Genomic DNA, 17,763 nt, shown 5'->3' on the forward strand with positions numbered 1-17,763 from the left:
TTCAACCGGCAGCGCCGTCCCAGGAACCGGTTTCGGCCATCTGCCTGAGCCGGGGTGCCACTCGAAAGACATCCTTGCCGGTCTGCTGGTGCCAGTGATCCAGCCGCCGGATGATCTTGTCCACGCCTTCGAGGCTCGCCCAGAACATCGGCCCGCCCTTGCCGACCGGGAAGCCGTAGCCGTTGACCCAGACGACGTCGATATCGGAGGCGCGGGCGGCAATCTTGTCCTTGAGGATTTTGGCGCCCTCGTTGATCATCGGATAGAGCGTCCGCTCGATGATCTCCTCGGCGCCGATCGCGCGCGGTGCAATACCGCGCTCGGCAGCCTTGTTGCGGATCAGCGCCTCGACATCGGGATCGGGCAGCGGCGTGCGCGAACCGCCTTCGTAGCGATAGAAGCCGCTGCCGGTCTTCTGGCCGAAATGTCCCTGTTCGCACAACGCATCGGCGATCACGGCCGTCTGGCCACGCGCCTTGCGGTTGCGCCAGCCTATGTCGAGGCCGGCGAGATCGCTCATCTCGAACGGCCCCATCGGCCAGCCGAAATCGGTGAACACCTGGTCGACCTGGCGCGGCATTGCGCCTTCCAGCAGAAGCGTCTCCAGTTCCGCACCGCGCGCCGCCAGCATGCGGTTGCCGACGAAGCCGTGGCAGACGCCGACAACGACCGGCACCTTGCCGATCCGCCGTGCCAGATCGACGATGGTCGCCAGCACGTCGGGCGAAGTCTTGTCGGCGCGGACGATTTCCAAAAGCTTCATGACGTTAGCCGGCGAAAAGAAATGCATGCCGAGGAGATCTTGCGGCCGCGACGTCGAAGCGGCGATTTCGTTGACGTCGAGATAGGAGGTGTTGGTGGCGAGGATCGCGCCCGGTTTGGCCACGGCATCGAGCCTGCCGAAGACATCCTTCTTGACCGCCATCTCCTCGAACACGGCCTCGACGATCAGGTCGCAATCGGCAAGATCGGCATAGTCGGTGGAACCCTTGAACAACCCAAGCCGTTGGCGCTTGGCGTCTTCGCTCAGCGAGCCGCGGATGACGGAAACGGCATAATTCTTGTTGATCGTCGCCAGCCCGCGCTGCAAGGCCTCGTGTGTCGCTTCCAGCAAGGTCACGGGGACGCCGCCGTTGGCGAACGCCATGGCGATGCCGCCGCCCATCGTGCCGGCGCCGATGACGCCGACCCGGGCGATCTTGCGCCTGACGACGTCCTTGCCGGCAATCTTTGCCGCCTCACGTTCAGCGAAGAACAAATGCCGCTGCGCGCGTGATTGGTCCCCGGCGACAAGCTTGACGAACAGGTCGCGCTCCGCCGCCAGCGCTTCGTCGAAGGGCAGCGTCAGGGCGTTGCGGATCGACTGCGCACAGGCGATCGGCGCCTCGAGGCCGCGTGCTTTGCCGGCAAGCACTGCCGCTTCCTTGTCGAACGCCGGCAAGTCGGCCTGGTCGAGGCGATCATTGCGGTCGCGCACCGGCGTGAACGGACCGCCTTTCGCGGCCGTTTCGTTGGCGAAATTCACCGCTTGCGCGGTCAGGTCGCCATCGAAGACGGCATCCACCAGGCAGGCGGCGAGCGCCTCGGCCGCACCGATCGGCGTTCCCGAAACGATCATGCTGAGTGCCTTCAGCGGACCAACCAAGCGCGGCAGGCGAACCGTGCCGCCGCCGCCCGGCAGCAGGCCGAGCTTGACTTCCGGCAGGCCGAGCCTTGCCGTTCGGTCGGCAACACGGAAATGGCAGCCGAGCGCCAGTTCCAGGCCGCCGCCGAGCGCAGTGCCGTGAATGGCCGCGACCGTCGGCTTGGCGATGGTTTCCAGCATGGCGACTAGGGCGCCCAGGTCCGGTTGCCGCGCCGGCTTGCCGAATTCGGTGATGTCGGCGCCGGCGACGAAGGTCCGCCCGGCACATGCTATCACGATTGCTCGGACCGACGGCTCGTCGCGCAGGGAAACGAGCGCCTGCATCAGCGGCTCGCGCACATGGAAGGTCAGCGCGTTGACCGGCGGATTGTCGATGCTCACCACCGCGACGTTGCCGTGCCTTGTAGTGCTGACGAAATCGGACACGCAAACCTCACGCAATGATGTTGGCCAATAGCGCGACGGGATTTACAGCGCTGGCATGCGGATGGGAACCACGTGTTTTGCGGGCCGGATCGATATCCCGTCGCCGCCGGGTGGCCTTGCCTTAGCGCAGCGCCTTCTGCCCACCGGCGGCGGTGATGACGCCGACGATGATCAGCCCTGTCAGCACCAGGCGGACGCCGACGCTGACGCCGAACGTGTTGAGCATGGTCAACAGCAGCACCAGGAACAGCGCCGCGCCCCAGACCCCCGGCACATTGGCCTTGCCGCCCGCCACCGACGTGCCGCCGATGACGACGACCGCGATCGAGGCCAGCAGATACTCATTGCCGATATCGACATTGGCGCCGCGGAAATAGCCGGCGAGCAGTGCGCCGTCGAGGCCGCCGAGCGCGCCCGACAGCATGTAGGTGAGGAAGCGGGTGCGGCCGACATTGACGCCGGCCAGCCAGGCAGCGCGGATGTTCTGGCCGATCGCCAGCACCGAGCGTCCGTAGATCATGCGCTGCAAAACGATGCCGGCGCCGATGGTGAACAGCACGGTGAGGATCGCCAGCACCGGAATGCCGAAGATCTGCCAGTTGGTGAAATCGGCAAAGCCCGGCGGCGGCTTGATCTGCAGGCCCCGCCCATAGCTGATATCGACCGACTGGATGACGAAGCTGGCCGACAGCGTCGCGATGATCGGCGGAATGCGCAGCGCCCAGATCAGCAGATAGTTGACGGCGCCGATCGCCATGCCGCAGGCAAGCGCTGCCAGCAGGCCGACCGCGATCATCGCATCATTGCCGTCCATGACCTTCATGGCGACGGCGCTGGCAAGGCCGATATTGGCCGGCAGCGACAGGTCGACATTGCCCGGCCCGAGCGTGATGACGAACATCTGCCCGACGCCGACGATGACGGTGAAGACGGCGAGCGATAGCGCCGCCGTGATCATGCCGCCGCCGCCATAGCCGCCGGTGAAGGCGATGGTCGCCAGCCACACCAGCAGCGCCCCGAAGAACGACCAGATCCAGGGTCTGGCGAGCAGTGTCCGCAGCGATGCCATGCTCACCTCTCCCTGCGGCTGATCAGCACCCGCGCCGCCAGCACGATGATCAGGATGGCGCCGTTGGCGGCGACCTGCCAGTCGGGCGGGATATGCATGAAGGTCAAAAGCGGGGAGGCGGCCAGCGCCAGCGTCAGTGCGCCGATGACGGCGCCGATCGGCGACACCCGGCCGCCGACGAACTCGCCGCCGCCGAGGATGACGCCGGCGATCGAAAGCAGCGTGTAGCCATTGCCGATATTGGCATCGGCCGAGGTGGTGATGCCGATCAGCGCCATGCCGGACAAAACGCCGAACAGGCCGGTCAGCGCAAACAGGGCGATCTTGGTGCGCAGCAGCGACCAGCCGGCGCGTTTGAGTGCGGCTGCATTGCCGCCCGATCCACGCAGGATGACGCCGTAGGAGGTGCGCATCAGGCCAAAGTGGACGACGGCTGCGATCAGCAATGCCGCGATGATCGGGAACGGAATGAAGGGTGGCTTGAAGGCCATCAGCGCCAGCAGCCAGTCCGGCGCCTTGCCGCCGGGCTTGGGCAGGATGAGGATGGCCATGCCCTGCCAGACAAAACTCATGCCGAGCGTCACCACGATAGAGGGCAGGTTGCGCAGATGGATCAGCGCGCCGAGCAGCGCGTAGACGCCGATCGACCCGAGCAGGATCACGACGCCGAGCAGCGGCGCGTCCTTCAGCCATGTCGCCGTCACGCAGCCGACGAAGCCGACAAAGGTGCCAATCGACAGATCGAGCTCGTTGCCGGCGATGACGAACATCTGCGCGATCGTCGCCAGAGCGATCGGGATCGCCAGATTGAGCATCAGGCTGAAACCGAAATAGCTGATGGCGCGCGGGTTGAGCCAGGCGATGGCGATGAGCACCAGCGCCAGCGACAGTGCCGGCAGCAGGCTGCGCAGCATGCGCGCCCGCCTCGTGGCGCGAGCCGAAGATTTTAGCCCATTCTCGACGGATACCGCTGTCATCTCAGGCCGCATCGCCGAACGACGACTGGATGATCTTTTCCTCCGTCAGTTCGTCGCGACGAAGGTTGGCGACGATCCGGCCGTTCTTGAACACATAGATGTGGTCGCAATTGTCGAGCTCTTCGGTTTCGGTGGTGTACCAGAGGAAAGTGCGGCCATGGCGAGCCTCCTCGCGCACGAGGTCGTAGACTTCGAGCTTGGTGCCGATGTCGACGCCGCGCATCGGATCGTCCATCAGCACGATCTTGGCGTCGGAGCCGAGCGCCCGCGCGAACAGCGCCTTCTGCTGGTTGCCGCCGGACAGCGAGAAGATGTTGTTGTTCATGTCGGGCGTACGGATGCCGATTTTCCGCTGCCACAACTCGGCGAGCTCGGCTTCGCGCTGCGGCGAGACCAAGAGGCCGTTGCGCAATCGCGCCAGCGAACGGATGCCAATGTTCTCGGCAATCGACCATTGCGGAAAAATCCCGTCCGACTGGCGGTCGCCGGCAACCAGCGCCACCGGCGCGGTGACCTCGATGCCGGTCTTGGCACGGGAAGCCGCAGCAAAGATAGCCAGCAAAAGATCGGTCTGCCCATGCCCGGCAAGTCCGGCAAGGCCGATGATCTCACCGGCACGGGCGACGAGCTCGTTGCCGTCCTGCTGTCGCGCCGGGCGCGCCCGGACCCGCAGCGGGCCGGGCTCCGGCTTGCCGCTCGCAATCTCTGCGGCGGTCTTCTCGCGCGCCTCCGCTCCGCCCATCGCCGTTACCAGCCTGTCGCGGTCGAAGGCGTCGGCCTGCCCGGCGGCGACCACCTTGCCGTCGCGCATCACCACGATGCGGTCGGCATTTCCGAGCACTTCGCCCAACACATGCGAGATCAGGATGCAGCTCTTGCCGGCGGCGATGAAGCGGCGCACGAACGCCAGCAGCTGGCCGGCGGTATGCGCGTCGAGCGAGGATGTCGGCTCGTCGAGGATAACCAGCTCGAGCGGCTCCTGCGTGACCGTGAAGGCGCGCGCCACCTCCACCATCTGCCGGCTGGTGATGGAAAGATCACCGACGATGTCGGATGCCGAGATGCTGTGGCCGGGGAAGATCTCGTCGAGCTTGGCGGCGATCAGATCGGCCGCCTTGCGCCGCCAGCCGAAGCCATGCAGCGACGCGTGGTTGATCCGCGTGTTCTCGGCGACGCTGAGGTTCGGGCAGAGCGACAGCTCCTGGAACACACAGCGTATGCCGAGCTGCTGCGCGCGCGGCACCGAATAACTTGCCTCGACACCGCCACGGACCGCGATCTGCCCGCTGTCGGGGGCAAGCGTGCCCGCCACCATATGCATGAGCGTCGATTTTCCGGCGCCGTTATGGCCGACGAGACCGACACATTCTCCGGCACGAACGCTGAAATCGACACCGGCGAGCGCCCTGACGGCGCCGAAATGTTTTTCGGCTCCGTCCAGTCTTATGATGTCCAAACTGACGGCGCCGAAAAGCTTTTCGGCGCCGTCCGGCATGATGATGTCTGCATTGGCCTCGGGCATCCCTCAACGATACCCGGTTATCCGTGGCGGCAACAATAGTGCCATGCTCACTTGATGTTGGCCTTGATCGCCGCGACGGCGTCTTCCTGCGTGTATTCGTGGCTGGCGACGCCGCCCTTCGGAATCTTCGGCAGCGCGGCCTCGAAATCGTCCTGGGTGAAGGCAAGATAGGGCACCAGCAGGTCGTGCGGCACGTCGGTGCGGCCGTCGAGCACCTGCTGCGCCACCCAGAAGGCAAGCGTCGATACGCCCGGTGCGATCGATGCCGACCAGGTCTTGTAACCGTCCTTTTCCTTCTGCTCCTTCCACCACTGCAACTCGTCCTGGCGATTGCCCATGATGATGGTCGGGCGTGGCTTGCCGGCGGCGGCGAAAGCCTGCGCCGCGCCGTAGCCGTCACCGCCCTGGTCGACGACCCCGACAACATCCGGCAGCGAAGGCAGGATCGTCGCTACGGCTTTCTGTGCCGTGGTCTGGTCCCAGTCGCCGGTCACCGAGCCGACGATCTTGAACTCGGGATGGGCAGCGACGCCTTCGAGGATGCCGGCATGGATGGCATCGTCGATCGAGGTGCCGGCGAGGCCGCGGATTTCCAGCAGGTTGCCGCCCTTGGGCTGGAACTTGGCCATCTGCTCGACCTCCTGCTTGCCCATGTCCTTGAAGTCGACAACGACGCGGTAGGCGCAGGGTTCGGTGACGATGCCGTCGAAGGAGACGACGACGATGCCGGCGTCGCAGGCCTGCTTGATGGCGCCGTTGAGCGCATCCGGAGACGCCGCGTTGATGACGATCGCGTCATAGCCCTGCAGGATCAGGTTCTGCACCTGGGCTGCTTGCGTCGGCACTTCCTTGTCGGCCGTCGTGAAGACGTCCGCGGCGCCGACCACCTTGTCGGCAACCGCCTTCTTGGTAACGATGGCGTAGCTGTCCAGCATCGCCTGCCGCCAGGAATTGCCGGCGTAATTGTTGGAGAAGGCGATTTTCTTGCCGCTGGTGTCGGCAAGCGCTGTACCTGCGGCGAGCATCGCCGCAAGAGCCCCCAAAACGAATATTTTCCTCATGTCATACTCCTCCCGTGAGTTGCTGTCTTACTGGTGGTTAATGGCTGGCTGGTGGGTATTGGCTGATACGCTCACAATCTTGTTTTTTATCTATTATCAGACAAATGCAGATAGGCGGCAAGCTGTCAACAGCAATCCATGGCCGGCGATCAACTTGCGGTGCAATCATTGAAACCGGTTCGACTCCTGGTCTAGGGATGGCACTGGAGACCGATTGAATGGCGACGAACCTTGCTCCGGGTGCACCCGGCATTCCGGCGCGCTGGACCTCGAGCGCCAAGAGCGGCGTCGGCACCGCGCTCTCGCCGGCCTGCCCGATCTGGTTCACCATCAGCCACGGTATCCTCAACGAGATCTACTACCCGCGCCTCGACAGCGCCTGCACCCGCGATCTGGGGCTGATCGTCACCGGACCCGACGGCTATTTCTCGGAAGAAAAACGCGACGCCGAACACAGTATCGAACCCCTGGCGGACGGGGTGCCTGCCTACCGGCTGGTCAACACCGCAAGCGATGGAACCTACAGGATCGAAAAGCGCATCCTGACGGATCCGGAACGTCCAGTCTTGCTGCAGGAGATTATGTTCACGCCGCTCAAAGGCGCGGCCGCCGACTACCGCGTCTACGCGCTGCTGGCACCGCACCTCGTCAACGCCGGCATGGGCAACACCGCCTGGATCGACGACCATGAAGGACAGCCTGTCCTGTTTGCATCGGGACGCGGCACCTGCCTGGCGCTCGCCTCGTCGCTGCCGTGGAAGGTGTGCTCGGCCGGCTATGTCGGCGTCTCCGACGGCTGGCAGCAGCTTCGTCAAGGCGGCCGGCTCGATCCGGCCTGCCGCAGGGCCGAGGACGGCAATGTCGCGCTGACCGGCGAGATCGCCTTTTCGGCTGCGAACCCAAAAATATTGCTGGCACTGGGCTTCGGCGCGACGCCTCAACAGGCGGCGGAAACTGCTTTCGCCAGCCTGAGGCAAGGTTTTGAGCCCGCGGCCAGATCCTACATCGAAAAATGGCGCAAATGGCAGGCCGGCCTGCTGCCGCTGGACCGGCACGCGGCGTCCGGCCTCAATCCCTACCGCCTCAGCACGGCGGTGCTGGCGACACATCGGTCGTCTGCCGGAGCAGCCGTCGCCAGCCTGTCGATCCCGTGGGGCTTCAACAAGGGCGACGACGACCTCGGCGGCTATCACCTGGTCTGGCCGCGCGATCTGGTCGAAACCGCCGGCGGCTTCCTCGCCGCCGGCGACCCGGCGGAAGCCTTGCGCATCCTTGGCTATCTGCGCGCGATCCAGGAGCCGGACGGCCGTTGGCCGCAGAACGCCTGGCTCGACGGATCGGCCTATTGGCCGGGCATCCAGATGGACGAATGCGCCTTCCCGCTGCTGCTTGCCGACGCACTGCGCCGCGCCGGCCATTTGCCGCCTGCCGCACTCTCCTCCTTCATGCCGATGATCGAGCGCGCTGCCGCCTATGTCGTGCGCAACGGTCCGGTCACCGGCGAGGACCGCTGGGAGGAAGACGCCGGCTACAGCCCGTTCACGCTTGCCGTCGAGATCGCCGCATTGCTAGCGGCTGCGGACATCTTCGATGCCGCCGGCAAAACAGAGCCGGCAAACTATCTGCGCGAAACCGCCGATGTCTGGAACGATCAGATCGAACGCTGGACCTACGTCGCCGGTAGCTCCTCAGGCGATGAAGCCGGCGTCGAGGGCCACTATGTCCGCATTGCGCCGCCCGACAAAGCCGGCGCGGCATCGCCGAAAGACGGCTACGTCCCGATCAAGAACCGCCCGCCGGCGGATACGGACCGGCCGGCCGAGGCGATCGTCAGCCCCGATGCGCTGGCGCTGGTCCGCTTCGGCTTGCGGGCAGCCGACGATCCGCGCATCCTCGACACGGTCAAGGTCATCGACGCGCAATTGCGCTGCGAACTGCCGCAGGGCCCGCTCTGGTACCGCTACAATGGCGATGGCTATGGCGAGCATGCCGACGGCGCGCCCTTCGATGGAACCGGCCGGGGCCGGCCCTGGCCGCTGCTGGTCGGCGAGCGCGCTCATTACGAGCTGGCGGCAGGCCGCAGGGATAGTGCGGCAAGCCTGCTCAGGACGTTCGAGAACTCTGCCGGATCGGGCGGCCTGCTACCGGAGCAGGTCTGGGACGGTCCCGACATGCCGGAGCGCGAATTGCGGCATGGCGGGCCCTCCGGCAGCGCCAAGCCGCTGGTCTGGGCGCATTCCGAGCACATCAAGCTGCTGCGGTCGCTGCGCGACGGCACGGTGTTCGACATGCCGCCGCAAGGCGTCAAGCGCTATATCGAGGGCAGGACGGTGTCGCGCTTCAGGGCATGGCGCTTCAACCACAAGATCCGTACCATCCCGGCAGGCAAGGCGCTGCGCATCGAACTTCTGGCCCGGGCGCTGGTTCATTGGAGCAGCGACAATTGGGCAACCGTCCATGACACCGAGACCACCGCGAATGCTTTCGGCATCCATCTTGCGGAATTGCCGGTTGCCGAGATTGCTCCGGGCAATAGCCCGGGCAATAGCATTGTCTTCACTTTCTTCTGGCCCGATAGCGGCCATTGGGAGAATGCTGACTTTTCTGTCGGCATCGGCGATACCGGATAGAGCATGATCCCGCAAAGTGGAGACCGGTTTTCGGAAAAGATCATGCTTCAATCACAGCGCCACTAGATCATCGATCCCTCAAGTAAGGCAGGACGAGACTATGCAGATAGGAATGATGGGACTGGGCCGGATGGGCGCCAACATGGTTCGGCGCCTGCTGCGTGATGGCCACGAATGCGTCGTCTACGATATCAACCCGGCGAGCGTCGCCGCGCTTGTGAGCGCCGGCGCGGTCGGAGCCGCCTCGATGGAGGAGTTCGTCGGCAAGCTGGCGAAGCCGCGCAGCGCCTGGCTGATGCTGCCTGCGGCGATCACCGGCAAGATCGTCGACCAGGTGGCTGCCCTGATGGAGCCGGGCGACATCATCATAGACGGCGGCAATTCCTATTATCACGAGGCCGTCGACCACGCCGCACGCCTCGCCTTGAAAGGCTTGAGCTATGTCGATGTCGGCACCAGCGGCGGCGTCTGGGGCCTCGAGCGCGGCTACTGCCTGATGATCGGCGGCCCCGACAGCGCGGTCCAGCATCTCGATCCGGTCTTCGCAACGCTGGCGCCGGGCGCCGACGCCGCTTCGCCCGCCCCTGGCAAGGATGCCGGAACCGCTCCCTTCGGCTATCTCCACTGCGGACCAAGCGGCGCCGGCCATTTCGTCAAGATGGTCCATAACGGCATCGAATATGGCGTCATGGCCGCCTATGCCGAAGGCATGAACATCCTGAAGTCGGCGAATGCCGGCAAACGGCAGCGCACCGTCGACGCCGAAACCAGCCCGCTGGAAAACCCGCAATATTACCAGTTCGACATCGACATCGCTGAAGTGGCCGAGGTCTGGCGGCACGGCAGCGTCATCGGCTCGTGGCTGCTCGACCTGACGGCCGGCGTACTGAAGGCCGATTCGTCGTTGACGCAGTTCGGCGGGCGGGTCTCGGATTCCGGCGAAGGCCGCTGGACGCTGAAGGCGGCGATCGACACCGGCGTGCCGGCGCCGGTACTGTCCTCGGCGCTGTTCGACAGGTTCTCCTCGCAAGGCGAATCCGAATTCGCCGACAAGCTTCTGTCCGCCATGCGCTATGCCTTTGGCGGCCATGTCGAAAAACCCAAAGCCGGCTCGTGACGGGCGACAGGGAGGCACGCCCATGAGCCAGGAACGATCGGACACGCTGGTGCTTTTCGGCGCCACCGGCGATCTCGCCCACAAGAAGATCTTCCCCGCCCTTTACGCCATGGTGGCCAAAGGGACGCTGAACGAGCCGGTGATCGGCGTCGCCTTCGATCCCTGGGACCTCGCCAAGCTGCAGGCGCGCGCCCGCGACGGCATCGTCAACGCCTTGGGCAGCATCGACGACAAGATCTTTGCCAGGCTTGCATCGCTGCTGCGCTATGTCAGCGGCGACTATCGGGCGCCTGCGACCTTCGAGAAGCTGAAGACCGCGCTCGGCAGCGCTGAGCGGCCGCTGCACTATCTGGCGGTGCCGCCGGCGATGTTCGAGGTGGTCGTCCAGGGGCTGGAGCAGTCGGGCGCCGCCCAGGGCGCGCGCCTGATGGTGGAAAAGCCGTTCGGCCACGATCTGCAATCGGCGCGCTGGCTGAACCGGGTGCTGCATCTGGTCTTCGACGAGAAGTCGATCTTCCGCATCGACCATTATCTCGGCAAGGAGGCGATCCAGAACCTGCTCTATTTCCGCTTCGCCAATTCCTTCCTCGAGCCGATCTGGAACCGCAATTACGTCGAGAGCGTGCAGATCACCATGGCCGAGGATTTCGGCGTCGAGGGCCGCGGCCGCTTCTATGACGAGGTCGGCTGCATTCGCGACGTCATCGAAAACCATCTGCTCAACATCCTCTTGCTGCTCGCCATGGAACCGCCGGTCGGCCGCTCGGCCGACGATCTCATCGACGAGAAGGTGCAGGTCCTGCGGGCGATCCGGACGCTGACCAGGGACGATGTGGTGCGCGGCCAGTTCGACGGCTATCTCAAGGAGCCGGGCGTGGCGCCGAACTCGCCGGTCGAGACCTTCGCGGCGGTGCGCTTTTTCGTCGATACCTGGCGCTGGCAGGATGTGCCGTTCTTCATTCGCGCCGGCAAATCCCTGCCGGTGCACGCCACCGAAGTCATCGTGCGGCTGAAGCGGCCGCCGCTCGACGTCTTCGATCCGATCAAGCCCGGCGACTGCAATCACGTGCGCTTCCGCATCGATCCTCAGGTGGCGATCTCGATCGGAGCCCGGCGCAAGGCGCCCGGCGATGACATGGTCGGTGAGCAGGTCGAGCTCACCGCGCTGGACGATTCGAAGGGCGACATGCCGCCTTACGAGCGGTTGATCGGCGACGCCATGAACGGCAACGGCCAGCTGTTCACCCGCCAGGACGCCAGCGAGCTCGCCTGGCGCATCGTCGGCCCGGTGCTCGGCGACACCACGCCGCCCCTTGTCTACGCGCCAAAGACCTGGGGGCCGGCCGAAGCCATGGCTGGATTCGGGCCGCAGAACGGCTGGATCAATCCAGCGAAATGATTTCTGGGAGGCGAAAGCGATGGCCAAGGCGATGAAGCAACCGGCATCGGAGGAAGAAAAGATCGTGCTTGCGATCGATATCGGCGGCTCGCACGTCAAGATCCGCACCAGCGCCGGCGGCGACGAGCGCAAGACCGCTTCCGGACCGGAGCTTACGCCGCAGCAGATGGTCGCGGCGGTGAAGGCGCTCGCCGAAGGGCTGCACTACGATGTCGTCTCGATGGGCTATCCGGGCCCGGTGCACCACAACCGGCCGCTGACCGAACCCGCCAATCTCGGCAAGGGCTGGGTCGGCTGCGATTTCGCCGCCGAGTTCGGCAAACCGGTCAAGGTCGTTAACGATGCGCTCATGCAGGCCATCGGCAGTTATGAGGGCGGCCGCATGCTGTTCCTTGGCCTCGGCACCGGCCTGGGGGCCGCGATGATCGTTGATAACGTTGCCCAGCCGATGGAGCTTGCCCATCTTCCCTACAAGAAGCGCGGCAGTTTCGAAGACTATGTCGGCGAACGCGGCCTGCAAAAGCGCGGCAAGAAGAAATGGCGCAAACACGTCTTCGACGTGGTCGACCGGCTTCGCGCCGCCATGCAGCCGGATTACGTGGTCATCGGCGGCGGCAATGTCGACGAACTCACCGACTTGCCCGCCGATTGCAGACGCGGCGACAACACACGCGCCTTCGAGGGCGGATTTCGACTATGGCGCGACAAATCCCTGATTATTTGATATTGCTGATTGTCTGATATTATCGAGCACCGGCTCAGGGTTGTTAATCCCGCGCTGCCGTTAGTATTATTATTCAAAATAATGTGTGACGTGGTGCGGCGTCATTGCATTGCGCAGATTTGCCGACTAGGAATTTCTGCGACCCCCACGGACGGAGAAATAGATTGACCGACGACAGCAACAACGCTCGCAAAAATATCGACCTGCTCGAGCTGACCGCCCATATCGTGTCCGCCTATGTCGAGAAGAACCGCTTGCCGGCTTCCGGCCTCGGCGACCTCATCGCCAGCGTCAGCGCTGCCATAGGCGGGCTCGGGCAACCGGCAGTGCCGGTCGCCGCGCCGCTGACGCCCGCCGTCAATCCCAAGAAATCGGTGACGCCGGACTACATCATCTGTCTCGAGGACGGCAAGAAGTTCAAATCCTTGAAGCGCCATATCGGCGTTCATTTCGGGCTGACGCCCGACGCCTATCGCGCCAAATGGGGCCTGCCGTCGGACTACCCGATGGTCGCCCCCAACTACGCGGCCTCGCGTTCGCAACTGGCCAAGGCGATCGGCCTCGGCCGCAAAGCCGCCCCGCCCGCGCCCGTCAAGGGCCGGGGCAGGAAGGCCAAGGCGACGGCCTAAAGCATCGTTCGAAGCCCTGCAAACGCAAGCCTCGAAGATTGGCGGGACAGCGCCCCCCTCTGTCCTGCCGGACATCTCCCCCTCAAGGGGGGAGATCAGCTGCCTCGCCGATGGCGCTACTCTTTAAACGTACAAATCTTTGAACGTACAAATTGCCTTCGAAGCCGGAGACTGGCGAAGGACGTCGCGACGTCCAATCTCCCCCCTTGAGGGGGAGATGTCCGGCAGGACAGAGGGGGGCGCGAAGGAACTCGACCTGCGCGCCAAATAACCCTCTCCATCTCCGCCGAGCGTGGTTGCCGCCCGCAATTGGTATGGCAGCCTGAAAATTCCTTGATCCAGGCCGGATTTTTGCGCGCGCCTCCGGCCGAACTGCGCTAAAGGCTCTTTTGGCCGGACCAGCGCCCATCGTGGAAGTGCCCCGCCGGCCGACATCGCCGCCACGGGGCCTTATTCCATGACCACAGAATCCCAAGTACCATCCGACCAGCGCTATGCCGCCTTTCGCCACCGGCCGTTCCTGAGCTACTGGGCGGCGCGCTTCCTCTCGACATTCTCCACCCAGATCGTGTCGGTCGCCGTCGGCTGGCAGATCTACGATCTCACCCGCGACCCGTTCGACCTCGGCCTTGTCGGCATCGTCCAGTTCCTGCCTTCGCTGCTGCTGGTGCTGGTCACCGGCGACGTTGCCGATCGTTTCGGGCGCCGGCTGATCATGGCGCTGGCGGTGCTGGTCGAGGCGGGCTGCGCCTTGGCCCTGCTGCTGCTGACGCTACGCGGCCTCTCCGGGCCGATGCCGGTCTTCATCGTGTTTGCCATGTTCGGCATCGCGCGCGCCTTCTTCGGGCCGGCCTCCTCATCGCTGTTCGCCAATCTGGTGCCGCCCGAGGATTTCGCCAACGCCATCGCCTGGAACTCGTCCGCCTGGCAGACGGCAGCCATCGTCGGGCCGGTCGCCGGCGGCCTGCTCTACGGGCTTTCAGCCGAAGCCGCCTACACCACCGCCGCCGTGCTGATGCTGGTTGCCGCCGTGCTGATCTTCACCATCCCGAAGCCTGCCCAGCGCAGCCGGACCGACAGGCCGACGGTACAGACCCTGTTCGCCGGCTTCGGCTATATCTGGAGCGAAAAGATCGTGCTCGGCGCGATTTCGCTCGATCTGTTTGCGGTGCTCCTGTCCGGCGCCTCGGCGCTGCTGCCGGTCTACGCGCGCGATATCCTCGAACTCGGCCCATGGGGGCTCGGCCTGTTGCGCTCGGCGCCCGGCGTCGGCGCCATCTGCGTCGCCATCTGGCTGGCCGGACACCCGATCCGCAACCATGCCGGCCTTGTCATGCTCGGCTTCGTCGCGCTGTTCGGCGCGTTCACGGTTCTGTTCGGCCTCTCGACCATCACCTGGCTGTCGATTGCGGCCCTTGCGCTGCTCGGCGCCACCGACATGTTCAGCGTATATATCCGCGAGACGCTGATCCAGCTGTGGACGCCGGACGACGTTCGCGGCCGCGTCAACGCTGTCAACCAGGTGTTTGTCGGCGCTTCCAATGAGCTCGGCGAATTCCGCGCCGGTACCATGGCGGCGTTGATCGGCACGGTTCCGGCCGTGGTGGTCGGGGGTGTCGGGGCGATCGCTGTTGCCGGCCTGTGGGCGGTGCTGTTCCCGCAGCTGCGCAAGGTGCGTCATCTCAGGGGGCGAAACTGATTACCGCAGCGCCGGCTTGCCGAAAATCATCGGCAGGAACTCGCCGAGCCAGCGCTTGAGGTGCATGTCCCAGATCAGCCGGCCGCCGAGATGGTCGCGACCGGGCTGCGCGCCGGGCAGTTCGAAGCGGTGCGCGCCGCGCACCACCCAGCGCTGCATCATCGCCCGGGTCAATTCGCCATGGAACTGAATGCCCCAGGCATTGTCGCCATAGCGGAAGGCCTGGTTGGGATAGGTTTCGGCCGTCGCCAAAAGCGTCGCGTCCTTCGGCAGCGAAAAGCCTTCGCGATGGAACTGATAGACCATCTCCGGCCAATGCATCAGCCTGCTGCCCGCTTCGGTCGCCTTCAGCGGATACCAGCCGATTTCGACGAGGCCCTCGCCATGGCCCTGGACCCTGCCGCCGAGATGCTTGACCAGCATTTGCGCGCCGAGGCAGATGCCAAGCAGCGGCCGGTTCTCGTTGAGCGGAATTTTGAGCCAGTCGGTCTCGCGGCGGACGAACTCGTCGCCGTCATTGGCGCTCATCGGCCCGCCGAACACCACGGCGCCGGCATGGCCATCCAGCGTCTGCGGCAAGGCCTCGCCGAGCGGCGGTCGGCGGATGTCGAGATCGAAGCCTTCCTCGATAAGCATATGGCCGACCCGTCCGGGGCTCGAATGCTCCTGATGCAGCACGATCAGGATCTTTGGTCTCGGACTTGGCTTGGGCGGCATTGGAAGGCGGGATCCTGTCTATTCGTCGCTTGAGGTTCCGGCAGCACCAGGAGCCGCGGCGGCCGCCTTGAGGCGCGCCTCGACACGGTCGCGACGTTCGACGCCGATCAGCTCGGCGACCCGCCACACGGTATTGTCCTCGAGCTCGTGCAGCTCGCCATCGGCATAGACGATCTCCCACATCAGGCCGATGAAGGCCTTTCGCGCCTCGGCGTCGAGATGGCGCTTGAGCACGCTGGTGAAAGCGTAGAGGTCGATCGCCTCATTGTCGGCCCGCTCGCCGGCAGCCGCCAATGCGTCGAGTTCGTCGCCGCTGATCGAGTAGCTTTCCGCCAGCACCTTCTTGAACCGTTCCCATTCGGTATCCTGGCGCACCCCGTCGGCGTTCATCACGTGGAAAAGCAGGGCGGACGCGGCAATGCGCGGATCGTCGGCGCTGGGGCTGGCGCCACCACCGGACGGCAGATCCCTTAGAAACGACAAAACGCGTTCGAACATCAAATCATTCCCAATAAGCCCGGGTCCACTCGACCCTGATCAGAACAAACGAAACCGGCGCGTCGATTTATCCGCCGCGTCGTCTGGATCGACGCCGGGGTCGTCGGGCAGCCGCGTCAGCTCCTGCGCCGGCTCGACGGCCTCGGCATCTTCCGGCACTTGGGCAAACGCCGCCGCGGTGATTGGTGTCACATGATCCTCGCCGGCACGGTCGTCCGTCTTCTCCTCGGTCGCTGTGCCCGGTGTCTCCGCCGTGTGCTCGATCGTCCCGGCTCTTTCCTGTACCGGCCTGGCTGGAGCCGCGATGGCCGGCACCGGCGCCTCCGGCGTATCCTCATGACCGTCGATCAACTGTCCGAGCCGCTCCATCGGCGCCCGCCATTCGAATGCGTCGAGCCTGCCGGTGATCGGCGATATCGGAGCCCAGCGCTCGGAGACGACGCCGTCGGCGACCCAGGCCGGGTCGCGCGGCGCTCTCACCGCTTTCGACAGCAACTGCCGCACCTTGCCCTGGTCGGCGGTTTCGGCCTCCTCGATATCGGCCAGCAGCAGATAGGCGCCTTCGCGGCGATCGATGCGGATGGCGGCTTCAGCCTCCCGACGGGCGGTTGAAAACTCCTGGGCATCGAGCGCGGCGCGCGCCACGGCCAGCGAGGCCTCGGCATGGTTCTTCTTCAGTTCCTGCAGCTTCTTTGCCCGGTTCAGCCGGTCGAGCACGGCATCGCCCGGCCTGGCATGAATGTAGAGTTCGGCGATCTCCGGATGGGGCTCGGCCTTCCACGCCGCCTCGAGGATTTTCGAGCCCTTGCGCACGTCGTTCTGCCGAAACAGCAATTTCGCCGCGACGACCGCCGCCGGCGCGAAATCCGGCCGCAGCCGGTTGCCTTCCAGAGCCGCCGTCCGGGCGGCATTAGCATCGCTGTCGATCAGCGCCTGCGCCTTGGCGGTAAGCAGCACGGCGCGGCGCCGGTTGGCGGCGTCACGCTCGATCTGCCGGGTCGACTTCTGGGCGTCGACCAGTTTCAGCGCGCCATCCCAGTCGCCGCGTCCGGTCAGGTCTTCCAGCGTCGATTCGGCCGCCCAGGCCAGTTGCGGCGCCACCGCCGCGGCACGGCCGGCATAGTGGCGGGCTGCGTTGCGGTCGCCGAGCCGCTCGGCCTCGAGATAAAGCCCGCGCAGGCCGAGCAGCCGCATTTCGGGATCATCGAGCATGGTCTCGAACTTTTCGCGGGCGCCTTCATGGTCGCCTTCGAGCAGCGAGGCCTGCGCGTCGAGCAGCTGGATCAGTGGCTCCTGATCGGAGCGGATCAGCTTTGCCGCTTCCTTGGTCTTCTTGCGGGCGAGCGCGCCGTCACCGGCGCCGGCGGCGATCATCCCGGTCGACAGCGCCTGGTAGCCGCGGTCGCGGCGACGCACGCGGAAATAGCGCGAGATCGTATAGGGGCTGTTCCACAGCGCCTTGACCAGCCACCAGACGATCATCACCGCGGCAACCACGGCAACGACCGCCACCGCCGCGACCATCAGGCTGACCTGGTATTGATAGCCGTTGAAGGTGACGAGCATTTCGCCCGGCCGGTCGGCCAGCCAGGCGAAGCCGAGCCCGAGCGCAAAGACGGCGGCAAGGAAGGCGAGGATGCGGATCATTGG

Annotated in this window: 14 protein-coding genes; 6 read left to right on the forward strand and 8 right to left on the reverse strand. The window is 65.2% G+C overall.

Annotated elements, in window-relative coordinates; translation table 11 throughout:
• Window position 1: 1 nt before the first annotated feature.
• The 5 genes from NKI25_RS09110 to NKI25_RS09130 all read right to left on the reverse strand — a co-directional run bounded on the left by NKI25_RS09110 (window position 2) and on the right by NKI25_RS09130 (window position 6,700).
• Window positions 2-2,071: a 3-hydroxyacyl-CoA dehydrogenase NAD-binding domain-containing protein gene (locus tag NKI25_RS09110; RefSeq protein WP_352594125.1), complete on the reverse strand. Its 2,070-nt coding sequence runs from the start codon at window positions 2,069-2,071 to the stop codon at window positions 2-4.
• A gap of 121 nt (window positions 2,072-2,192) precedes the next feature.
• Window positions 2,193-3,140 (reverse strand): ABC transporter permease, encoded by a 948-nt coding sequence (locus NKI25_RS09115; protein ID WP_352998373.1) that lies wholly within the window; start codon window positions 3,138-3,140, stop codon window positions 2,193-2,195.
• A gap of 2 nt (window positions 3,141-3,142) precedes the next feature.
• Window positions 3,143-4,117 (reverse strand): ABC transporter permease, encoded by a 975-nt coding sequence (locus tag NKI25_RS09120; protein WP_352832850.1) that lies wholly within the window; start codon window positions 4,115-4,117, stop codon window positions 3,143-3,145.
• Window position 4,118: 1 nt separating this feature from the next.
• Window positions 4,119-5,612 carry a sugar ABC transporter ATP-binding protein gene (locus tag NKI25_RS09125; protein ID WP_352998393.1) on the reverse strand — a complete coding sequence of 498 codons (1,494 nt, stop codon included), beginning with the start codon at window positions 5,610-5,612 and terminating at the stop codon, window positions 4,119-4,121.
• Between the two features lie 74 nt (window positions 5,613-5,686).
• On the reverse strand, window positions 5,687-6,700 hold the full coding sequence (locus NKI25_RS09130) for an ABC transporter substrate-binding protein (RefSeq protein ID WP_023678192.1): 1,014 nt from the start codon (window positions 6,698-6,700) through the stop codon (window positions 5,687-5,689).
• A 218-nt stretch (window positions 6,701-6,918) separates the two neighbouring features.
• On the opposite strand from NKI25_RS09130, the gene NKI25_RS09135 reads away from it, so the two are divergent.
• The 6 genes from NKI25_RS09135 to NKI25_RS09160 all read left to right on the forward strand — a co-directional run bounded on the left by NKI25_RS09135 (window position 6,919) and on the right by NKI25_RS09160 (window position 14,898).
• A complete protein-coding gene (locus NKI25_RS09135; RefSeq protein ID WP_352782912.1) occupies window positions 6,919-9,330 on the forward strand; it encodes a glucan 1,4-alpha-glucosidase in 2,412 nt (803 codons plus the stop codon).
• Between the two features lie 100 nt (window positions 9,331-9,430).
• Complete coding sequence (gene gnd, locus NKI25_RS09140) at window positions 9,431-10,447, forward strand: phosphogluconate dehydrogenase (NAD(+)-dependent, decarboxylating) (RefSeq protein WP_352569460.1); 1,017 nt, start codon at window positions 9,431-9,433, stop codon at window positions 10,445-10,447.
• Between the two features lie 22 nt (window positions 10,448-10,469).
• Window positions 10,470-11,846 (forward strand): glucose-6-phosphate dehydrogenase, encoded by a 1,377-nt coding sequence (gene zwf, locus NKI25_RS09145; protein WP_352569459.1) that lies wholly within the window; start codon window positions 10,470-10,472, stop codon window positions 11,844-11,846.
• 19 nt (window positions 11,847-11,865) lie between these two features.
• The gene (locus NKI25_RS09150; RefSeq protein ID WP_352574529.1) at window positions 11,866-12,570 is read left to right on the forward strand and encodes an ROK family protein; all 705 of its coding nucleotides are present in this window, start codon (window positions 11,866-11,868) and stop codon (window positions 12,568-12,570) included.
• A gap of 164 nt (window positions 12,571-12,734) precedes the next feature.
• Complete coding sequence (locus NKI25_RS09155) at window positions 12,735-13,199, forward strand: Ros/MucR family transcriptional regulator (protein ID WP_352574527.1); 465 nt, start codon at window positions 12,735-12,737, stop codon at window positions 13,197-13,199.
• Between the two features lie 457 nt (window positions 13,200-13,656).
• The gene (locus NKI25_RS09160; protein WP_352998374.1) at window positions 13,657-14,898 is read left to right on the forward strand and encodes an MFS transporter; all 1,242 of its coding nucleotides are present in this window, start codon (window positions 13,657-13,659) and stop codon (window positions 14,896-14,898) included.
• Here NKI25_RS09160 and NKI25_RS09165 read toward each other — a convergent pair whose 3' ends face one another.
• Genes NKI25_RS09165 through NKI25_RS09175 form a run of 3 tightly spaced genes read right to left on the reverse strand, consistent with a single transcriptional unit; the run spans window position 14,899 to window position 17,760 of the window.
• Complete coding sequence (locus tag NKI25_RS09165) at window positions 14,899-15,615, reverse strand: glutamine amidotransferase (RefSeq protein ID WP_352998375.1); 717 nt, start codon at window positions 15,613-15,615, stop codon at window positions 14,899-14,901.
• An 18-nt stretch (window positions 15,616-15,633) separates the two neighbouring features.
• A complete protein-coding gene (locus tag NKI25_RS09170) occupies window positions 15,634-16,113 on the reverse strand; it encodes a tellurite resistance TerB family protein (RefSeq protein ID WP_023678200.1) in 480 nt (159 codons plus the stop codon).
• A 39-nt stretch (window positions 16,114-16,152) separates the two neighbouring features.
• A complete protein-coding gene (locus NKI25_RS09175) occupies window positions 16,153-17,760 on the reverse strand; it encodes a heme biosynthesis protein HemY (protein ID WP_352578132.1) in 1,608 nt (535 codons plus the stop codon).
• Window positions 17,761-17,763: the final 3 nt, after the last annotated feature.

Origin of the sequence: Mesorhizobium sp. M0808 (genome assembly GCF_040320025.1) — a bacterium.
Classification (GTDB): Bacteria; Pseudomonadota; Alphaproteobacteria; order Rhizobiales; family Rhizobiaceae; genus Mesorhizobium.